Raw genomic sequence first — 17,519 nt, 5'->3', positions numbered from 1 at the left:
CGCAGAACTCTCTCGGCAAAAATCCGCCAGCCCGCGCAGATATATCGGAGCGTTCCCCAGCTCACTTCGCCCCGGACAGACAATCCTGAACCCCGTCACAGGAAACCCCTTTCGGTCAGTTCTGCCTCCAGCGCCCGCGGCGTCGTAAAGTGAATGCCATCCATGCCAACCGCACGCGCGCCTTCGACATTGTGCAGACCGTCATCGATGAACACACACTCCTCGGGCGCAATACCGGCACGAGCGCAAAGCAGTTCGAAAATTCGCGCATCGGGCTTCATCACGCCCTCCTGCCCCGAAACGACCAATGTTCCGAACACCTCGCCCAGACGCGGGTGCACCTTCAGTCCTTCAGGCCAGGTTTCGGCTGACCAGTTGGTGATGGCATGAACCGGCGTACCCTGCGCCCTGAGCCGGTCCAGAACATCCCAGGTTCCATGGATCGCGTTTTCAACGGTACGCGGGTACAACCCTACATATGCCGCAAAAAGGCGCTGGTCCTGCGGATCGTCAAGCTCCTGTGCCAGATCGGCAAATCGCTCGCCATTGTCTCCACGCGCATTGCGCGCCAGGAAATCCGTGCGTTCGACAAACGCATGTGCGGCGTCTTCCGACCCAAGCGCCTCGACCCAGGCCAGATGCGGTTTCCAGTCGACCAGTACACCGCCAATATCAAAAACAACCGCTTTCATTCTGCCGCCTCCTTCCCAATAATCCGTTCTTCGGCTTCCCGGCGCAGTTTCCGCACCAATTCCAGTTCAGACTGGAAATCCACGTAGTGCGGCAACTTGATATGCTCGAGAAAGCCCGTGGCCTGAATGTTGTCCGCGTGGCTCAGAACAAACTCCTCGTCCTGGGCCGGGGCGCCCAGATCGTCCTCGCCCAGTTCTTTCCAGCGCAGGGCACGGTCAACCAGAGCCATTGCGATGGACTTTCGCTCGGACTGGCCGAAGACCAGACCATAGCCGCGCGTAAACTGCGGCGGTTCGGTTTTGGACCCTTTGAACTGGTTCACCGTTTCGCATTCGGTCAGTTCGACCTCGCCAATCTCGATGGAAAAGCCCAACTCTGGGATGTCCATCTCGACCGCGACCTTGCCAATCCGCAACTCTCCCACGAACGCATGATTGCGGGCATAGCCGCGCTGGGTCGAGTAAGCCATGCCCAGCACAAACCCCTCATCCCCGCGCGTCAGGGATTGCAGGCGCAGAGGCCGGTTCGACGGGAACTCCATCGGCTCACGCGTCAGGTCTCCCGGTGTTGCATCGCTGGGCGGTTCGTCCTGAATGATATCCTCACCCTTGAGGAACTCGGTGATATGCGGTGTTGCCTCCTGCCGGGCAGAACCTTCGGGCGCAGCAGCCACCTCTCCGTCGGCAGCCAGTTTGAAATCCAACAGACGGTGCGTGTAATCAAAAGTCGGGCCCAGCACCTGCCCGCCCGGCGCATCCTTGAAGGTGGCCGAGATACGGCGATCACATGCCATGCCACCCGTCTCAACCGGATTGGAATAACCAAACCGCGGCAGTGTCGTGCGATAGGCCCGGATCAGGAAAATCGCCTCGATCAGATCACCGCGCGCCTGTTTGATCGCCAGCGCCGCAAGATCAGGATCGAACAGGGACCCTTCGGCCATCACGCGGTTCACGGCGAGGCTCAGTTGTTCCCGGATCTGCGCAAGGCTCAGCTCGGTAACATCCGTTGATCCGCGCCGTTCCTCGGCCAGCCAGGCATGGGCGTTTTCGATGGCTTTCTCGCCACCTTTGACAGCAACATACATCGCTTAACCCTCTGCCCTGATCTGCGTGCTGCGCGGCAATGCCGCGACTTGGGTGCCGCTGGTGAAAAAGAAGTCACATCCCAACGGGTAGAGCGCTGCATTGCCTTGCAGGATAGCGATATCCGGAAGCGAAAGGTGCGCCACCTCCTTGATGCCCGGCCCGCTGAGTGCCGCGCCCTGCTGTTCGAGCGCGTCGCATTCCACGATCAGCGTGGCAGACCGGTCGGGATATTCCGGCGTGCCAATCCGGTAGGAGTTCAGCGGCATGAGATCCTCCCAGCGACCAACCGAGAAATCGGCCTCGACCGCCGGAACAATCGGCGCGCCGGTATGGAAGGTCAGCCATTTCCGCACCGCTTCGGTATCAGCCTCCCCGGCAAGATGAACGCGGGTTTCAGGATCACACAGCGTCAACAGCAATGTACCCGCCGCTATGGACAAAGGCACGGGGGGTTCAGCACCAGTCAGGTCACGAATCTCTCCAGGTCGCGCCATGACGGTCATTGCCGCACGAAAGGCATGTGCGGCATCAACCGGGGCGTTTCGCAAACCGCCCGAGAATTGGGTTTGCGCGTTCATTGGTCTTCTCCGCGTACCATGGTGAAGAACTCGACTTTGGTGGCTGCTGCCTTGGCCGCACGTGCCGTTTTGGCGGCCTGCATCTGCATCGTCAGCGGATCAATCACTTTTGCCCGGACCATGTCGGCAGACCCGGTCTGCATCAGCGCATCGACCAGAGCTGCCGTCCGGGCCTTATCCCGGGACCTGCCCTGCACATAGCCGTGCCCGACCGTGCCATCCTTCAGCACCAGTGAGCATCGCGTCACTGTCATCTCACCCAGATTAAACGGGGCACCCGTGCCACCCGTGCGACCGCGCACCATGGCGCCACCGATTTCGGGCGCTCGCAGCCATTCATATGTCGGGTTCAGCTGCAGGCCGTCCCATAGTGCCATCAGGGCATCCTGCGGCGCCCGGGCCAGCAAACCCATCCATGCCTGCCGCGTTTCAGCTGATTTATCTGTTTGCTCCACCATCAAAGCCTCTTGGCCGGGTTGTCTATCTTTACTATACAACTAGACAAATATTACACCTATCGATCTCGAGTCGCAATCTCCGCAGCCGTGAAGTTTTTATGACATGAGCAAAACACCGATTTGGAAAAGCATCGCCCTGACCCTGACCTCGGACATAGCCGAGGGCCGATACAACACCGGCGACCGCCTGCCGACCGAAGCGCAATTGGCCGCAACCCATGGCGTAAACCGGCATACCGTTCGACGGGCTTTGTCCGATCTGGCCGAGCACGGGTTGGTCCACGCCCGGCGCGGTGCAGGCGTGTTTGTTTCGGCCCGCCCCACCGATTACCCGATTGGCAAACGTGTCAGATACCACAAGAACATCTCGGCCAGCGGCAAGATCCCGGGCAAACGGGTACTGGCCCTGACGACCCGCGCATCTGATGAGGCCGAAGCGGAAGCGCTCGGCCTGCAAACAGGTGACCCGGTGCATGTCTACGACGGCTTGTCTCTGGCTAACGGGCAACCTGTGGGTCTGTTTCAGAGCGTCTTTCCGGCAGAGCGATTTCCCGACCTGCTGGACGCCCTGTCCGGAAACGCATCGGTGACAAAGGCCCTACAAACCTGCGGTGTGCCGGATTACACCCGCATCTCGACCCGCCTGACCGCGCGATCCGCCAGCGCAACGCAGGCACTGCATTTGCAATTGACCGAAGGTGCCCCCGTACTGCATTCGCTGGGGATAAACGCTGATCCTGACGGACAGCCCGTTGAATATGGCAAGACCGTATTCGCGGGTGAGCGAGTGACACTTACCTTAAGCGATGAATAACTGGATTGCTCCCGCCCGTCTTCAGCCTCCTGACGGAGGCCTCATCTCGTTGGGCATAGCGCCGCGCTATGCCCAAGGCTGCCAAAGGGTATCGGCGCAGCCGATGTCCCTGCGGGCGCGGGAGCCGTCTTGGCTGACTGGATCACGCCTCGTGTTTTTCCAGAAATGCTTCGGCAGACATGGTACGGAAATCTGGCAGGGTAGTACGAAGCCTGCTGTTGTCCCAATCCCACCAGGCCAGTGCCATCATGCGATCTGCAATATCCTCGGGAAAGCGACGACGCACCGGTTGTGCAGTCACGCCAGCAACAATCGTGTAGGGCGCTACATCCTTGGTGACAATCGCTCCAGAGGCGACGACCGCGCCATGGCCTATGGTAACCTCGGGCTTGATGGTCGCGGCATGCCCGATCCACGTGTCATGGCCGATAAACGCCGTGCGACCCGCGCGATGGGCAAACCAGTCGGCATCGTCCTCGGCATCGTCCCAATAGTCAGCTGACCGATAGTGGAAATGATGCAGCGAGGCTTTCTCCATCGGATGATCGGTCGCCCCGATCCGGGTGAAGCTGGCGATGTTCGCAAACTTACCGATCCGGGCATTGGCGATGTCGCAGGTTCGGTCGCAATAGGAGTAATCGCCGAACTCGGAATTCGCTACGCGGGTACCGGCACCGATCTCGACAAACTCGCCAAAGGTGCTGCCGGTAATCTGGCAATCGCTATGGATGAACGGCTGGTCAGAACGCAGTCGCGCCATGGTCTTTTTGTCCTTGTTCTTAGGTCACGGCAATAGGAACGGCTTGCCCTTGCGATCCCGCGGCTTGCGCGTCTTTCCGGTTTCACCCTGGATCAGACGTCGGCGCAGCCAGCCCGAAAACCAATCCATCAACATCACCATCAGGATGATCAGGACGATGTAATAGGCGACCTCTTCCCAGTCTTTTTGCGTGATGATGGCCTGCGTCAGCAGCAAACCGATCCCGCCGCCGGTGATCGCACCGATCACGGTGGCACTGCGAGTGTTGGATTCGAGGAAGTAAAGCAACTGGCTCAACAGCACCGGAGTGATCTGCGGGATCACCCCAAAGCGATAGCGCTGTGGCGCGTTCGCTCCGGTGGATTGCACACCTTCGATCTGCTTCTGATCCACATTTTCCAGCGCCTCCGAGAAAATTTTGCCGAATGTGCCGGTGTCCGTCACCAGAATGGCCAGCGCCCCTGTCAGCGGCCCCGGACCAAAGGCCCGGGCCAGAACAACCGTCCAGATCAGCGCATCCACGCCACGGACAAAATCGAACACCCGGCGCGTGATAAAGCGCACCGACCGCAACGGATTGAAATTGCGCGTCGCCATGAAGGCCAGCGGCAATGCGATCAGGCCGGCCCCGAGGGTTCCCAGAAAGGCCATCAGAATGGTCTCAAAGATCGCCCAGGCCACATCCTGATGCCGCCACATCTTGTTGGTCCAGAAGTCATTGAAGATCGCACCGGCTTCGCCTGATGCGGCACGCCCCATCAACTCCGAGAAGGATTTTCCGTAATACGGGCTATCCAGCGTGAACCAGAACAGCTCCCAACCAGTAAAATAGCGGAATACTTCTGATCGGTTGCGGGTAACCGTCAGACGGCCCGCATCCGTCGTGATCGCCAAACGATTCTTGGAGACTTTGATCCATTCAGGCACATCCTCTGACGGCAATTCCGCCTGCACGCCAGCGGATCGGCTGGGTGTCGCGCGTACCGTACCATAACCTGGGATGTCGTACTCGACCGTCTCGGGACCAAAGCGCACAACGTGTCCGTCTTCCAGATCGATTACGGTCGTCTCACCCAGCGCGACCCAATCCGGCGCGGTTCCCTCGGGATAGGCACCCTTACGCTCGCCCTCGATGGCAACCGAGACTTCACCATTGCGGTTGTCGCGTTCGACATGGGTTTTGTAGCTGTAGCTGTCCGAAACCAGCGTCTTGCCGTTTTCCCAATTGGCACGTTCGGCCAGCCCTGGCACGTCAAAGGCGAAGAAAACATAGATCAGGTACAGGACAACCAGACCGGGCAATCCAAAGCTCACGATACGCTTGCGGCTGAACAGACGGTCGGCCTCGGCCTTGAGGTCATCTATCGACAGGTCAGTGGCAAAGGTACTCATGCCGTGGCTCCTTTTTCCGACCCGTGGGTCAGGCGGTCGCGCAGCAGCCCGGACAACTGGTCCACGATAACGATGGTTACGAAAAGCAGGATGAAGATGGCCGCGGCCTCATCGTAACGCCCCTGCCCCCAGGACATGGCATTACGCAGCTCATAGCCCAGACCACCCGCACCGACGAAACCCAGAATGGCCGAGGCGCGGATGTTGATCTCGAACCGCAATAGCGCATAGCTGACATAGTTCGGCCCGACCTGCGGGATCACGCCCAGATACATGCGCTGCGACCAGTTGGCCCCGACCGACTGCAATCCTTCCACCGGTTTGAGCGAGGCATTTTCATTGACCTCCGAGAACAGCTTGCCCAGCGCGCCCGCCGTGTGAATGGCAATGGCGATCATCGCCGGGATCGGGCCACCACCCAGAATGAAGATCAAAACCAGCGCAATCACGATCTCTGGTATGGCACGGAAGATGTCCGAGATCCGGCGGAAGACCGGGATCAGTGATGGCCAAAGCGCCATGCCCCGCGTCGATATCAGTGCCAGAAACGTTCCACCGATCGTACCGACCAAAGTCGCCGCCGCCGCGATGTTCAGTGTCTCGATCAATGCGGGAAAAAACTCGACAAGATTCGCAGGCATCGCGCCGATCTTTTCCCAGGCTTCCGACAACACCTCGGCCGGATAGTCCAGAATGCGATGCCAGCCGTCGGTGAAGCTTCCTGCATTGCGGCTGTCAGCGGTGCGGAATCCCGCCGCCATCAAAACCACGAACAGGATCAGAAGGATACCACCATAGACCCTCTTGCGTCGTGTCATCGCTGTATATTCGTCGCGGATCTGATCGACGCTTTGGGACCCTGCAGTCAGGTCTGTCATGGAATGCTCCTGAGGGGAAAACGGGGTCCGGTTCAATACCAGACCCCGATCATTGGATAGGCAGGCTTAGTTGGACTTGAGCTTGCGTGCTTCGATGATGATTTCGTAGGCGTCATGCGTGATCGGCTCGAACGCTTTTGCCTCACCCGCGGCAACACCGTAGAAGCATTCACGGTCTTTCTCATGCAGGCCAGCCATCAGGGCAGTCATCTTTTCTTTGACATCCGCAGGCAGCGCGGTGCGCAGAACTACCGGACCTTCCGGGATCGGCTTGGATTTCCAGATTTCGACCATGTCGTTCATGTCGACCAGACCGGCATCAACAGCGCGGCGCAGGGCGCCCGAGTTGTAGCCGTCTTCCCAGTTGCCCAGACCGTCAGCCCAGGTAACGCCACCGTCTACGTCGCCATTGTTGACCGCGACGATGGTCTGCTCGTGACCGCCGGTGAACTTTACTTCACCAAAGTAATCGCCCGAATCCATGGTCGCACCCGTGGCCTGCGGGATTTCGATCGACGGGATCAGATAGCCCGAGGTCGAGTTTGGATCGCCGAAACCAAAGGTCTTGCCCTTCATGTCATCCAGCGAGGTGATGCCGCTATCTTTGTGGGCAAACCCGATCGAGTAGTAGCCGTAGCCGCCGTCGACATTCACTTTGACCAGAACCGGCTCAACCGCCTCAGGATCGCTCAGATAGGTTTTGGCGTAGCCCGACGCGCCCAGCCACGCCATGTCGATGGTGCCGCCCAGCAGACCCTGAATAACGCCGTTGTAGTCGGCAGGGGCAAACAGCTTGGTCTCAACGCCCAGCGCTTCTTCGGTGTATTCCCGCAGGCACTCGTTGTTGTTCAGACGGTCCTGAGCGTTTTCGCCGCCCAGAATACCGATGCGGAATTCGCTGATGTCCTGAGCCATTGCAGGTGCGGCCATGGCAGTGGTCGCAACAAGGGCAGCCATTAGTTTTTTCATCTGTCTCTCTCCAGTTTGATTACCCCGACCTCTCATCGGGCCGGGCGATGAAAGGTGGTGGGGTGGCTCAGATGGTGGCCTCGGCTTCCATCAGGGCCTTCTGGGTGGCGTCGAGCGTTTCGATCTCGGTCGATGTCGCCTCTTCCGAGAAGCTGGCGTCGGCGCCATAGATTTCGCGGGCAACCCCGGTGGTCAGCTGCTCGGGCAACCCGTCAAACACGATGCGCCCGTCGCGCATGCCAACCACGCGATCGCAATAGCGGCGCGCGGTATCCAGCGTGTGAAGGTTTGCGATGACGGTGCGGCCGTCCTCTTCGTGGATACGGCGCAGGGCCTGCATCACGACCTGCGCATTCATCGGGTCCAGCGAGGCGATGGGTTCGTCCGCCAGTATGATCCTGGGGTCCTGCATCAGGGCACGTGCGATGGCGACGCGTTGCTGCTGCCCCCCCGACAGGGCCTCAGCCCGCTTTGGCGCATGTTCGGCAATGCCAAGACGATCCAGTATGTCGATAGCGCGATGGATATCCTCCATCGGAAACAGGTTGAATATCGTCGCCAGTGTCGAGTGTCGGTTCAGCGTCCCGTGCAGCACGTTCGACACGACATCCATGCGCGGCACCAGATTGAACTGCTGGAAAATCATCGCGCACTCGGCCTGCCAGGACCGTTTTTCCCGGCCTTTCAGTCGGGTAACATCGCGGTCTTCGTACAGGATGCGGCCATCGCTGGAATCGGTTAACCGGTTGAGCATTCGCAACAGCGTCGATTTACCCGCCCCGGACCGGCCGATGATCCCGATCATGCAAGGTTTGTCCACATCCAACGTTGCCGCATCGACAGCAACGTTGTCACCAAATCGCTTGGTCAGTTTTTCGATACGCAGCACGTGCCACCCCCAAATCGTGTTGGTGGCCAGCTACAGACGGCACTCAACGGGGATGTGTCGGTTCGATGAAAGTTTTGTAACTGCGATCCGTGCTGCAAGTATCGGCCACCCGGCTCCAAGCCCCGCAAATGCGGGATTGGGCCTACCCATTGGCATCAATCGCGGCTATATGCGCGGGCAACACCCTACCTGCGCACGAGGCCAGCCATGAGCTTTGACCGTTCCATCAAGATTGCCCCATCCATCCTGTCCGCCGATTTCGCCAATTTCGGACAAGAAATTCAGGCGATCGAGGCCCAGGGCGCCGACTGGGTGCATGTCGATGTGATGGACGGTCATTTTGTGCCGAACCTGACCTTTGGTCCGCCTGCGGTAAAGGCATTCCGCCCGCATGTGAAGACAGTGATGGACGTGCATCTGATGATCACGCCGGTCGACCCCTACATTCAGGCATATGCCGATGCGGGTGCCGACATCCTGACCGCCCATGTCGAGGCGGGCCCACATACGCACCGCACCTTGCAGGCGATCCGGGCCGCCGGGATGAAGGCTGGCGTTGCGCTGAACCCGGGAACCCCTGCCGAGGCGGTCGAGCATCTGCTGGACCTGACGGACCTCGTTTGCGTCATGACGGTGAACCCTGGATTTGGTGGCCAGAAATTCATCGATATGACCGCAAAGATCCGCCGCCTGCGGCAGATGATCGGTGATCGCCCGGTTCACATCGAGATTGATGGCGGCGTTGATCCCCAGACGGCACCGTTGGTCGCAGCCGCCGGGGCTGACGTACTGGTCGCCGGTTCCGCCGTATTCAAGGGCGGCTCGGTCTCCCGACCCGAAGTATACGGTGCAAACATTCTGGCAGTCCGGGCCGCCGCAAACTCCGCACTCTAGGCGTCATCGCGGCCAGACAACCCTGGGGAACTCTTGGCAACGAAACCCAAGCCCGCATGTAACAGGCTTGGGACACCGGCATTCAGCCCTGACAGCAAGAGCCTTTACACAGGAAGGCTCTTGCAGGGTGATCAATCTGCGCCGAACGCTCCAATATAAGACACACCGTTCGCGCCAGTGGTCTGGAATGTCCCGCCAACTTCTTCCGCATTGGGGCCGTAGAAAACACCATGTGCCTGACCGCGGGTTCCCGAACCGGCGACATTCGCCACGAACCCCGAGTTCGAAACGCTGCCGGTACCTGCGAAATCCAGCTCTGGGGCGAGACCGGTGCTCCCTCCGACCAGCAGGCTGTCTGCCACGGTATTGGTGCTGCTCATCGAAACGGTGGAGAAATCTGTCGACACATTGACTTCGGAAACCGTCTGATAGTGGGTTCCGTCGGCACGCCGTGCAATCCCGGTGCTGGCACCCTGATAGCTGGCGGTCTGCCCGCGCGGAATGTCGGCGGTCGGCGTAACCGAGCCATAGGACCCGGCGCCCGCAGTACCGGACGGCTGGTTCCGGTCATGCAACCACGCGCCAAAGGTCTGATACTCGAACCGTGTCCGGGTTGGGTCCAGAATGGTTGCACCGGAATTCAAATCCGGAGAGTTGAAGGTGACCGCCGCCGTACCCTGATCAATCCTGTCACCATTGCGGCTGTCCAGAATGAAACTGGATCCCCCCGAAACAGCCGTCGCCGCAACGATGTTTCCGCCGCTTGTAATCAGCGTCAGATCCGATGGAATGGGGCCAGTCTGGTTTTGAACGATGACTTGACCATTCGCCTGATTTGACGAATACGCCTGCACGACTGCCCTGCCGTTCAAAGTTGCGGTGCCATCCTGCGGCAGATTGATTTTCTGGGCCGGTGTTGTTGAAATCGGCCCTTCGGCGGAATTTCCACCGCCAGAGGACGAATCACCACCGCCACCGCCATCAAAATCAAGACCGGCGGCTCCGCCGCATGCGCCAAGGAAAAATACGGGGATGAATGCTGCAATCAGGCAACGTGTTTGGGAATTCATAACTGCTCCATAGTCAAATCTTTAACGGCACATTAGTTACTCACCCATACGGCGCAAGTGATGCCGCCCGTGCAATTTATAGGAGATGTTCTTGTTGTTGAAAATGCGACAGGCACCGTGGGCCGAATTGACGCACAATTTTGTTTTCACGGCAAAAATGGTTTCCCGCAACAACAATAATAGACCGGGCCGCTCAATTTCGTTTTGGCGCCGGATGACGTCCAAAAAGGCTTGTTCTTGACCCGTATTCTGCTTACCGCCCTCAGCTTTCTGTTTGTCCTGTTACCCAATACCGAGGTCCGCGCCCAGTCAGAAAACAAAGTTCCAGTCGCTGCGTTCGTCGACGAAACGGAAATCGAAGCTTTGTTTCTAAGCGGCCTTGCGGATCTGCAACGCGGACAACCGCAAGCTGCAATCGAAAAGTTCTCCTCGATACTGGCGGCCAATCCGAATCTCGTGCGGGTCAGGCTGGAATTGGCCCGCGCATTCTTTCTGGCCCGTCAGTGGGACCGGGCACGAAACGAGTTCTTTGTCGTTCTTTCCGGCGATCTGCCGGACCCTGTGCGCGCCCGTGTTCTCAGCTACATCCGGCAGATCGACGCCCGCCGGGGGTTCGACTGGGATCTCAGCCTCGGCCTGACCACCGTCGGCAATCCGCGCAAATACGACACGGACCAGATCACACTGAACCTGTTCGGGCTGAATCTGCCGTTCACGTTGGACCGCGACACCTCGACCGAACTCGGCCTGCGCGTCACCGGAGCGGCGAATTTCCGCAAACCGGTCGACCTGTCCTTTTCCAACCTCGATACCGTTGCATTTGCCTCATTGGCGTTTGACGTGACCGAGGCGCGAACCTCGAACTACGATGACTACATTTTCGTTGGAAGGTTCGGTCTGCGCACCCTCGCCCCGTTGACCACCGTGTCTTTCGGGCCGGCCCTCTCGACCCGACTTGTCGGCGGCAATGTGTTTGAGAACCGCATCGCTCTGGAAACCGCATTCGAACGCAGAAACCTGCTCGGGGGATCTGTCTTTGGTCTGCTGTCCGCGTCGCGCCTGCACAACCCGACTAACAGCGCGCTGGACGGTCATGAATTTCAGGCCGAACTTGGTGTTCGCCGGTCCATCGGCGGGCGGGGATCCATCGGGTTGAGCGCACTGATCCAGGAGAAGTCTGTTGAAGGCGATCTGGATAATTATTTGCGCAAGCGATTGACCCTGTTTGGACAGGTGGACACTCGCGGCGGCTTCACGTTTCGTCCGTCCGTCTATCTTGAAAACAAGATATTCCAATCACCCAGCCCGATCCTCACCGCCTCGCCGGACGAGACGTCGTGGGGTACGGCAGTCAGGGTCGAAAAAAACGATCTGTTTTTTGGCAACGGCTTCTCGCCATTCCTGCAACTGGAATACAACCGAACTCAGTCTGATATCAGGGCCTACAGCTATATGGAAACCGAGTTTGAGCTGGGCTTCGAGCGGCGTTTCTGAGGTCGGGCGGTCACGTCCGCAGGACAAGCCGCTTGCAGGAGTGGAACGGCCTAATGTTCAGCAGAGTCCGCACCCCGAGATCATTCGCGAAGAAGTCTCGGCCGTGTACGAAGCAAAAAAGGGCGTCCCGCAGGGCGCCCTTTCCGTAGCATTTCGCAGATGCGATTTACTCGATGATCTTCGACAAAACGCCTCAGCTTTCCGCGAAAAAACTCATGTTAATTCCGCACGAGCCATGGGGTTTCGACCTTCATCCCTTGATAAACCGCATGCAGAAAAAGGTGCGCGATTACTGGATCATTCGAAAACGGCGAGAATTGCAGATTGCCTTCCCTGATACCGTCTTCGGCCTCATAGACAACTTCGTCCCCCTTTATGGTCACAAGTACTTCAAGTTCGGCCAGCTTCTCGGGATCAACAGCAGTTGGATCGTCGGACAAAATGACGAAATCGGCGACTTTTCCAACTTCGATTGAGCCCTTCTGATCTTCTTCGAAATGTTGCCAGGCGGGCCAAATTGTCATGGCTTTCAACGCAGTCATCACATCAACCCTCTGGTGCGGCCCAAGAATGTCACCAGATCGTGTTCGACGTGTAACCGTCGCCGCAAGGACACGCATACTGTCCGGAAAGGCGACCGGGGCATCGTGATGCGTGCCGAATATCATGTCCCGCTCTCGCAGCCGCCCTGTTGGAGAGATATTGTCGGCATTCACTGGACCGACTGTATGTTCCCGATGCCAATCACCCCAGTAGAATGTGTGCATCGGGAAAAGCGTCGGGAACACTCCTAACCGTTTAATGCTGGCGACCTGATCTTCTCGCAGAAACTGACCGTGTACCAGAACAGGGCGGTTGCCCGGATTCCCATACTTGATCTGCGCCTCTTCGAGGGCCGCAATCAGCATGTCCGATGCCCCTTCACCGTTGGAGTGTACGAGGATCTGGAAACCGTTCTCGAAACACCAGTTCACGGCATCCTGGAGTTGCTCCATTGTGATGGCGGCGTATCCTGCATACCCGGCGGCATAGTTTCCAACCGGATCGTAATAGGGTCGGTCCCGCAAAGCCGTGAAGCCCTGCGGCGATCCGTCAATTGTCAGCTTGCAGCCACCTACCCGAACCCGGTTGTCATAATCCGCCGAGGTGTTTGCGCCAATATACTCCCTCGACTCAAGAACATCTGGAAACGCGACAACGTCGATAGGAAGCCCTTCTTCGTTGGCAACTTTCTTGAGAGCTTCGACGATTTCACCCGATGACCGGCCTTCTTGCCCGGTCGTGTATCCAAACTTTGCCCAAAGTTTGGTCCCAGCTCTGGCAAAAGCCGCCAGACCTTCCTCGCCCAGATTCCCCAATATCGGCACCAGAACCGAAAAGAACGCGTATTCTTCCAGAACACCATTTGGTTCCCCGGCCTCATCGCGTTGAATGACACCGCCCGGAGGAGCCTCTGAGGCCGCTGTGATACCTGCCAACTCCAGGGCTTTCGAGTTTGCTACACCCAGGTGCCCAGACTGATGAATAATGACAACGGGCAGGTCCTCGGACACCATGTCCAACTCCTGCCGCGTAGGGTGGCGCAGTTCCTTTAGTTGCGCATTGTCGTAACCAAAGCCGATGATCATTTTGACCTTTTCGACAGCCTGCGCATTCTCCTCGGCCCAGTCTGTCAGTGTGGATTGCAGACTGGCGATATCAGTGACCTCTCCATCCGGTGGCGCAAGAAGGTTGGCGGACAAAGCCTGCACCCCCCCCAAAACGACATGCCCGTGGCTGTCTACGAAACCTGGAAGCATCGCGCGCCCTTCCAGATCATAGGTTTCGGTTTCTTCACCCTGATGCGCCGACAAGTCAGACAGCGACCCAACCGCAAGAATGCGCCCATCTTTAACTGCGACAACTTCGGCGGACGGAGCCCCATCGTTCATCGTTACGATGGGCCCTCCGAGATAGATCTTATCTGCAATCTGTTGTGAAGACGCCGAGGTAGCTGAGAGAGCAACTGCTGCGACAAGACAAACTGAACGCGCCGAAAAATGCATCTTAGGACCTCTTTCTAATTGCAATGTCTCAATACGAAAGAAGTTAGCATTACAGAAGGCTCTGGAAAAACAACAAAAAAAAGGGCGCCCCGAAGGACGCCCTTTCCGTAGCTTTTCGCAGATGCGAATTACTCGATGATCTTCGACACAACGCCGGCGCCGACGGTGCGGCCGCCTTCGCGGATGGCGAAACGCAGACCGTTCTCCATCGCGATCGGCGCGATCAGCTCAACGCCGAACGACACGTTGTCTCCGGGCATGACCATCTCGGTGCCTTCGGCCAGGGTCACGGTGCCGGTTACGTCAGTCGTACGGAAGTAGAACTGCGGACGGTAGTTCGCGAAGAACGGGGTGTGACGGCCGCCTTCTTCCTTGGTCAGGATGTAGGCTTCGGCTTCGAACTTGGTGTGCGGTGTCACCGAACCCGGCTTACACAGAACCTGGCCACGCTCAACACCGTCACGGTCAACACCGCGCAGCAGGGCGCCGATGTTGTCGCCGGCTTCACCACGGTCCAGCAGCTTGCGGAACATTTCCACACCGGTGCAGGTGGTTTTCGCGGTGTCGCGGATACCAACGATTTCGATCTCGTCGCCAACGTTGATCACGCCACGCTCAACACGACCGGTCACAACGGTACCACGGCCCGAGATCGAGAACACGTCTTCGATCGGCATCAGGAACGGCTGATCAACAGCGCGCTCGGGGGTGTCGATGTAGTCGTCGACAGCCGCCATCAGTTCGCGGATCTTCGCTTCGCCGATTTCCGGGTTGTTGCCTTCCATCGCCGCCAGAGCTGAACCTGCGATGATCGGAATGTCGTCGCCGGGGTAGTCGTAGCTGGACAGCAGTTCGCGAACTTCCATCTCAACCAGTTCCAGCAGCTCTTCGTCGTCGACCTGGTCAACCTTGTTCATGAACACGACCATCTTCGGGATGCCAACCTGGCGGCCCAGCAGGATGTGCTCGCGGGTCTGCGGCATCGGGCCGTCAGCTGCGTTCACAACCAGGATCGCGCCGTCCATCTGGGCAGCACCGGTGATCATGTTCTTGACGTAGTCGGCGTGGCCGGGGCAGTCAACGTGCGCATAGTGGCGCGCATCGGTCTCGTATTCCACGTGGGCGGTCGAGATGGTGATGCCGCGCGCTTTCTCTTCCGGCGCGCCGTCAATCTGGTCATACGCTTTGAAGTCACCGAAATACTTGGTGATTGCCGCCGTCAGCGTCGTCTTGCCGTGGTCAACGTGCCCAATCGTGCCGATGTTGACGTGCGGTTTTGTACGCTCAAACTTTTCCTTTGCCATGATGGCCTCCTTTTTCGGTAATGAAGGGAGCCCGTTACCCGAGCTCCCTCAAATCTTCGCTTATGCGTATTTCGCCTGGATCTCGTCCGAGATGTTCTGCGGAACCGGATCGTAGTGGTCGAACTGCATGGTGAACTGGGCACGGCCCGACGACATCGAACGCAGGGTGTTGATGTAGCCGAACATGTTCGCCAGCGGAACAAACGCGTCGATCGCGATTGCGTTGCCGCGCGGCTCTTGTCCAGACACCTGGCCACGACGCGAGGTCAGGTCACCGATGATACCGCCGGTGTATTCTTCCGGGGTGATCACTTCGACCTTCATGATCGGTTCCAGCAGTTTCGCGCCGGCTTTGCGCATGCCTTCACGCATACACATCCGCGATGCGATTTCGAACGCCAGAACGCTCGAGTCAACGTCGTGGAACTTACCGTCCAGCAGGGCAACCTTGAAGTCGATCACGGGGAAGCCAGCCAGCGGGCCGCTGTCCATGACCGAGTTGATGCCTTTTTCAACGCCGGGGATGTATTCCTTCGGAACGGCACCACCAACGATGCGGCTTTCGAACGAATAGCCTTCGCCCGCCTCAGTGGGCTGGATCTCCAGCTTGACTTCCGCGAACTGACCCGAACCACCCGACTGTTTCTTGTGGGTGTAGGTGTGCTCGACAGGCATCGAGATGGTTTCACGGTAAGCCACCTGCGGCGCACCGATGTTCGCCTCGACCTTGAACTCGCGCTTCAGGCGGTCCACCAGGATGTCCAGGTGAAGTTCGCCCATGCCCTTCATGATGGTCTGACCCGATTCCAGGTCGGTTTCCACGCGGAAGGACGGGTCTTCGGCGGCCAGACGGGCCAGACCCTGGGACATCTTCTCCTGGTCGCCCTTGGTTTTGGGCTCGACCGCGATCTCGATCACCGGATCGGGGAAGGTCATGGTTTCCAGAACCACCGGATCCTTCGCATCACACAGGGTGTCACCGGTGGTGGTGTCTTTCAGACCCGCCAGCGCGATGATGTCGCCTGCAAACGCTTCTTCGATCTCTTCCCGGTTGTTCGAGTGCATCATCATCATACGACCGATGCGCTCTTTTTTGCCTTTGGTCGAGTTCAGGATCGAGTCGCCCTTGTTCATGACACCCGAATAGATCCGGGTGAAGGTCAGCGAACCGACGAAGGGGTCGTTCATGATTTTGAACGCCAGGCCCGAGAAGGCCATGTTGTCGTCGGCACGACGTGCGATGTTACGAACTTCTTCCTCGTCGCCGGGTTTGAAGCCCATGTAATCGACAACGTCCAGCGGGCTGGGCAGATAATCGATCACAGCGTTGAGCAGCGGCTGAACACCTTTGTTCTTGAACGCCGAACCACCCAGAACCGGAACGAAGTGCAGCGCCAGCGTGCCCTTGCGCAGAAGATTGCGCAGGGTCGGAACATCGGGCTCTTCGCCTTCCAGGTAGGCCATCATCGCGTCGTCGTCTTCTTCGACGGCCGCTTCGATCATCTTGCCGCGCCATTCGTCAGCCATGTCTTTCAGGCTGTCACGGATCGGGGCCTTGACCCAGCTTGCGCCAAGGTCTTCACCCTGCCACAGCCACTCTTCCATGGTGACCAGGTCGATCAGGCCTTCCAGTTCGGACTCGGCGCCGATCGGAATACCAACCGGAACAGCGCGTGCGCCGGTGCGGTCTTCGATCATGCGAACGCAGTTAAAGAAGTCTGCGCCGATCTTGTCCATCTTGTTGACGAAAACCATACGCGGGACCTTGTAGCGGTCAGCCTGACGCCACACGGTTTCGGTTTGGGGCTCAACACCGGCGTTTGCGTCCAGAACGCAGACGGCACCGTCGAGAACCGCCAGCGAGCGTTCGACTTCGATGGTGAAGTCGACGTGGCCGGGGGTGTCGATGATGTTCAGGCGGTGCTTGGGGGTATCGGCGGTCTGACCGTCCTCGGTGCGCTCCCAGAAGGTGGTGGTCGCAGCCGAAGTGATGGTGATGCCGCGTTCCTGCTCCTGCTCCATCCAATCCATGGTGGCTGCACCATCGTGCACCTCACCGATGTTGTGGGATTTACCAGTGTAATACAGGATACGCTCCGAGCAGGTGGTCTTACCTGCGTCGATGTGCGCCATGATACCGAAGTTGCGGTATAGTTCGAGCGGATATTCGCGTGCCATTTGGATAAGCCTCTG

At 58.5% G+C, this 17,519-nt stretch carries 16 protein-coding genes; 3 read left to right on the top strand and 13 right to left on the bottom strand.

The features are described from left to right. Positions 1-95: 95 nt before the first annotated feature. From ACR0J2_RS11145 to phnG, 4 genes are read right to left on the bottom strand one after another with little or no spacing between them, the layout of a single operon-like run. Positions 96-692 carry an HAD family hydrolase gene (locus ACR0J2_RS11145; protein ID WP_480812595.1) on the bottom strand — a complete coding sequence of 199 codons (597 nt, stop codon included), beginning with the start codon at positions 690-692 and terminating at the stop codon, positions 96-98. Continuing rightward, on the bottom strand, positions 689-1,780 hold the full coding sequence (locus tag ACR0J2_RS11140) for a carbon-phosphorus lyase complex subunit (RefSeq protein ID WP_480812594.1): 1,092 nt from the start codon (positions 1,778-1,780) through the stop codon (positions 689-691). Before ACR0J2_RS11140 ends, ACR0J2_RS11145 begins: the two co-directional genes overlap by 4 nt. Before the next feature lie 3 nt (positions 1,781-1,783). After that, the gene (gene phnH, locus ACR0J2_RS11135) at positions 1,784-2,359 is read right to left on the bottom strand and encodes a phosphonate C-P lyase system protein PhnH (protein ID WP_480812593.1); all 576 of its coding nucleotides are present in this window, start codon (positions 2,357-2,359) and stop codon (positions 1,784-1,786) included. Next, positions 2,356-2,817 (bottom strand): phosphonate C-P lyase system protein PhnG, encoded by a 462-nt coding sequence (gene phnG / locus ACR0J2_RS11130; protein ID WP_480812592.1) that lies wholly within the window; start codon positions 2,815-2,817, stop codon positions 2,356-2,358. The genes phnH and phnG overlap by 4 nt, the downstream gene beginning before the upstream one ends. Positions 2,818-2,920: 103 nt before the next feature. Here phnG and phnF point away from each other — a divergent pair, with 103 nt between their 5' ends. Next, positions 2,921-3,631 carry a phosphonate metabolism transcriptional regulator PhnF gene (gene phnF, locus ACR0J2_RS11125; RefSeq protein ID WP_480812591.1) on the top strand — a complete coding sequence of 237 codons (711 nt, stop codon included), beginning with the start codon at positions 2,921-2,923 and terminating at the stop codon, positions 3,629-3,631. A gap of 142 nt (positions 3,632-3,773) precedes the next feature. Here the strand turns inward: phnF and ACR0J2_RS11120 are convergent, their stop codons facing one another. The 5 genes from ACR0J2_RS11120 to phnC form a co-directional block, all read right to left on the bottom strand. Then, positions 3,774-4,391: an LbetaH domain-containing protein gene (locus ACR0J2_RS11120; protein ID WP_480812590.1), complete on the bottom strand. Its 618-nt coding sequence runs from the start codon at positions 4,389-4,391 to the stop codon at positions 3,774-3,776. A 24-nt stretch (positions 4,392-4,415) separates the two neighbouring features. Further along, a complete protein-coding gene (phnE, locus tag ACR0J2_RS11115) occupies positions 4,416-5,783 on the bottom strand; it encodes a phosphonate ABC transporter, permease protein PhnE (protein ID WP_480812589.1) in 1,368 nt (455 codons plus the stop codon). Further along, positions 5,780-6,661, bottom strand: a complete 882-nt coding sequence (gene phnE, locus ACR0J2_RS11110; RefSeq protein WP_480812588.1) for a phosphonate ABC transporter, permease protein PhnE — start codon at positions 6,659-6,661, stop codon at positions 5,780-5,782. The genes phnE (ACR0J2_RS11115) and phnE (ACR0J2_RS11110) overlap by 4 nt, the downstream gene beginning before the upstream one ends. A gap of 66 nt (positions 6,662-6,727) precedes the next feature. Then, positions 6,728-7,630, bottom strand: a complete 903-nt coding sequence (gene phnD, locus ACR0J2_RS11105; protein ID WP_480812587.1) for a phosphonate ABC transporter substrate-binding protein — start codon at positions 7,628-7,630, stop codon at positions 6,728-6,730. A 67-nt stretch (positions 7,631-7,697) separates the two neighbouring features. Continuing rightward, positions 7,698-8,519, bottom strand: a complete 822-nt coding sequence (gene phnC / locus ACR0J2_RS11100; RefSeq protein ID WP_480812586.1) for a phosphonate ABC transporter ATP-binding protein — start codon at positions 8,517-8,519, stop codon at positions 7,698-7,700. A 207-nt stretch (positions 8,520-8,726) separates the two neighbouring features. Between phnC and rpe the strand changes: the two genes are divergently transcribed. After that, entirely contained in the window at positions 8,727-9,413 is a 687-nt protein-coding gene (gene rpe, locus ACR0J2_RS11095) for a ribulose-phosphate 3-epimerase (RefSeq protein ID WP_480812585.1), read from the top strand. A 131-nt stretch (positions 9,414-9,544) separates the two neighbouring features. Here the strand turns inward: rpe and ACR0J2_RS11090 are convergent, their stop codons facing one another. Continuing rightward, on the bottom strand, positions 9,545-10,483 hold the full coding sequence (locus ACR0J2_RS11090) for a transferrin-binding protein-like solute binding protein (protein WP_480812584.1): 939 nt from the start codon (positions 10,481-10,483) through the stop codon (positions 9,545-9,547). Positions 10,484-10,720: 237 nt separating this feature from the next. On the opposite strand from ACR0J2_RS11090, the gene ACR0J2_RS11085 reads away from it, so the two are divergent. Next, positions 10,721-11,977 carry a tetratricopeptide repeat protein gene (locus tag ACR0J2_RS11085; RefSeq protein ID WP_480812583.1) on the top strand — a complete coding sequence of 419 codons (1,257 nt, stop codon included), beginning with the start codon at positions 10,721-10,723 and terminating at the stop codon, positions 11,975-11,977. 218 nt (positions 11,978-12,195) lie between these two features. On the opposite strand, the gene ACR0J2_RS11080 is transcribed toward ACR0J2_RS11085, so the two are convergent. The 3 genes from ACR0J2_RS11080 to fusA all read right to left on the bottom strand — a co-directional run bounded on the left by ACR0J2_RS11080 (position 12,196) and on the right by fusA (position 17,504). Further along, positions 12,196-13,908, bottom strand: coding sequence for an amidohydrolase (locus ACR0J2_RS11080; RefSeq protein ID WP_480812582.1), 1,713 nt, complete (start codon positions 13,906-13,908; stop codon positions 12,196-12,198). Positions 13,909-14,150: 242 nt separating this feature from the next. Continuing rightward, positions 14,151-15,326 (bottom strand): elongation factor Tu, encoded by a 1,176-nt coding sequence (tuf, locus tag ACR0J2_RS11075; protein ID WP_170805981.1) that lies wholly within the window; start codon positions 15,324-15,326, stop codon positions 14,151-14,153. Positions 15,327-15,386: 60 nt separating this feature from the next. Next, positions 15,387-17,504 (bottom strand): elongation factor G, encoded by a 2,118-nt coding sequence (gene fusA, locus ACR0J2_RS11070; RefSeq protein WP_170613555.1) that lies wholly within the window; start codon positions 17,502-17,504, stop codon positions 15,387-15,389. Positions 17,505-17,519 lie beyond the last annotated feature (15 nt).

The organism is Ruegeria sp. CG4 (genome assembly GCF_056537185.1).
The sequence above is the reverse complement of the archived record's forward strand: the minus strand, read 5'-3'. Positions and strand labels throughout refer to the sequence as shown.

Bases quoted from the DNA above. Each gene is read 5' to 3' on its own strand.
- ACR0J2_RS11120 (WP_480812590.1), bottom strand. From the start codon at position 4,391: ATGGCGCGACTGCGTTCTGACCAGCCGTTCATCCATAGCGATTGCCAG.
- rpe (WP_480812585.1), top strand. From the start codon at position 8,727: ATGAGCTTTGACCGTTCCATCAAGATTGCCCCATCCATCCTGTCCGCC.
- fusA (WP_170613555.1), bottom strand. From the start codon at position 17,504: ATGGCACGCGAATATCCGCTCGAACTATACCGCAACTTCGGTATCATG.
- tuf (WP_170805981.1), bottom strand. From the start codon at position 15,326: ATGGCAAAGGAAAAGTTTGAGCGTACAAAACCGCACGTCAACATCGGC.
- phnF (WP_480812591.1), top strand. From the start codon at position 2,921: ATGAGCAAAACACCGATTTGGAAAAGCATCGCCCTGACCCTGACCTCG.
- ACR0J2_RS11090 (WP_480812584.1), bottom strand. From the start codon at position 10,483: ATGAATTCCCAAACACGTTGCCTGATTGCAGCATTCATCCCCGTATTT.
- ACR0J2_RS11140 (WP_480812594.1), bottom strand. From the start codon at position 1,780: ATGTATGTTGCTGTCAAAGGTGGCGAGAAAGCCATCGAAAACGCCCAT.
- ACR0J2_RS11145 (WP_480812595.1), bottom strand. From the start codon at position 692: ATGAAAGCGGTTGTTTTTGATATTGGCGGTGTACTGGTCGACTGGAAA.
- ACR0J2_RS11080 (WP_480812582.1), bottom strand. From the start codon at position 13,908: ATGAACGATGGGGCTCCGTCCGCCGAAGTTGTCGCAGTTAAAGATGGG.
- phnD (WP_480812587.1), bottom strand. From the start codon at position 7,630: ATGAAAAAACTAATGGCTGCCCTTGTTGCGACCACTGCCATGGCCGCA.
- phnH (WP_480812593.1), bottom strand. From the start codon at position 2,359: ATGAACGCGCAAACCCAATTCTCGGGCGGTTTGCGAAACGCCCCGGTT.
- phnG (WP_480812592.1), bottom strand. From the start codon at position 2,817: ATGGTGGAGCAAACAGATAAATCAGCTGAAACGCGGCAGGCATGGATG.
- phnE (WP_480812588.1), bottom strand. From the start codon at position 6,661: ATGACAGACCTGACTGCAGGGTCCCAAAGCGTCGATCAGATCCGCGAC.
- phnE (WP_480812589.1), bottom strand. From the start codon at position 5,783: ATGAGTACCTTTGCCACTGACCTGTCGATAGATGACCTCAAGGCCGAG.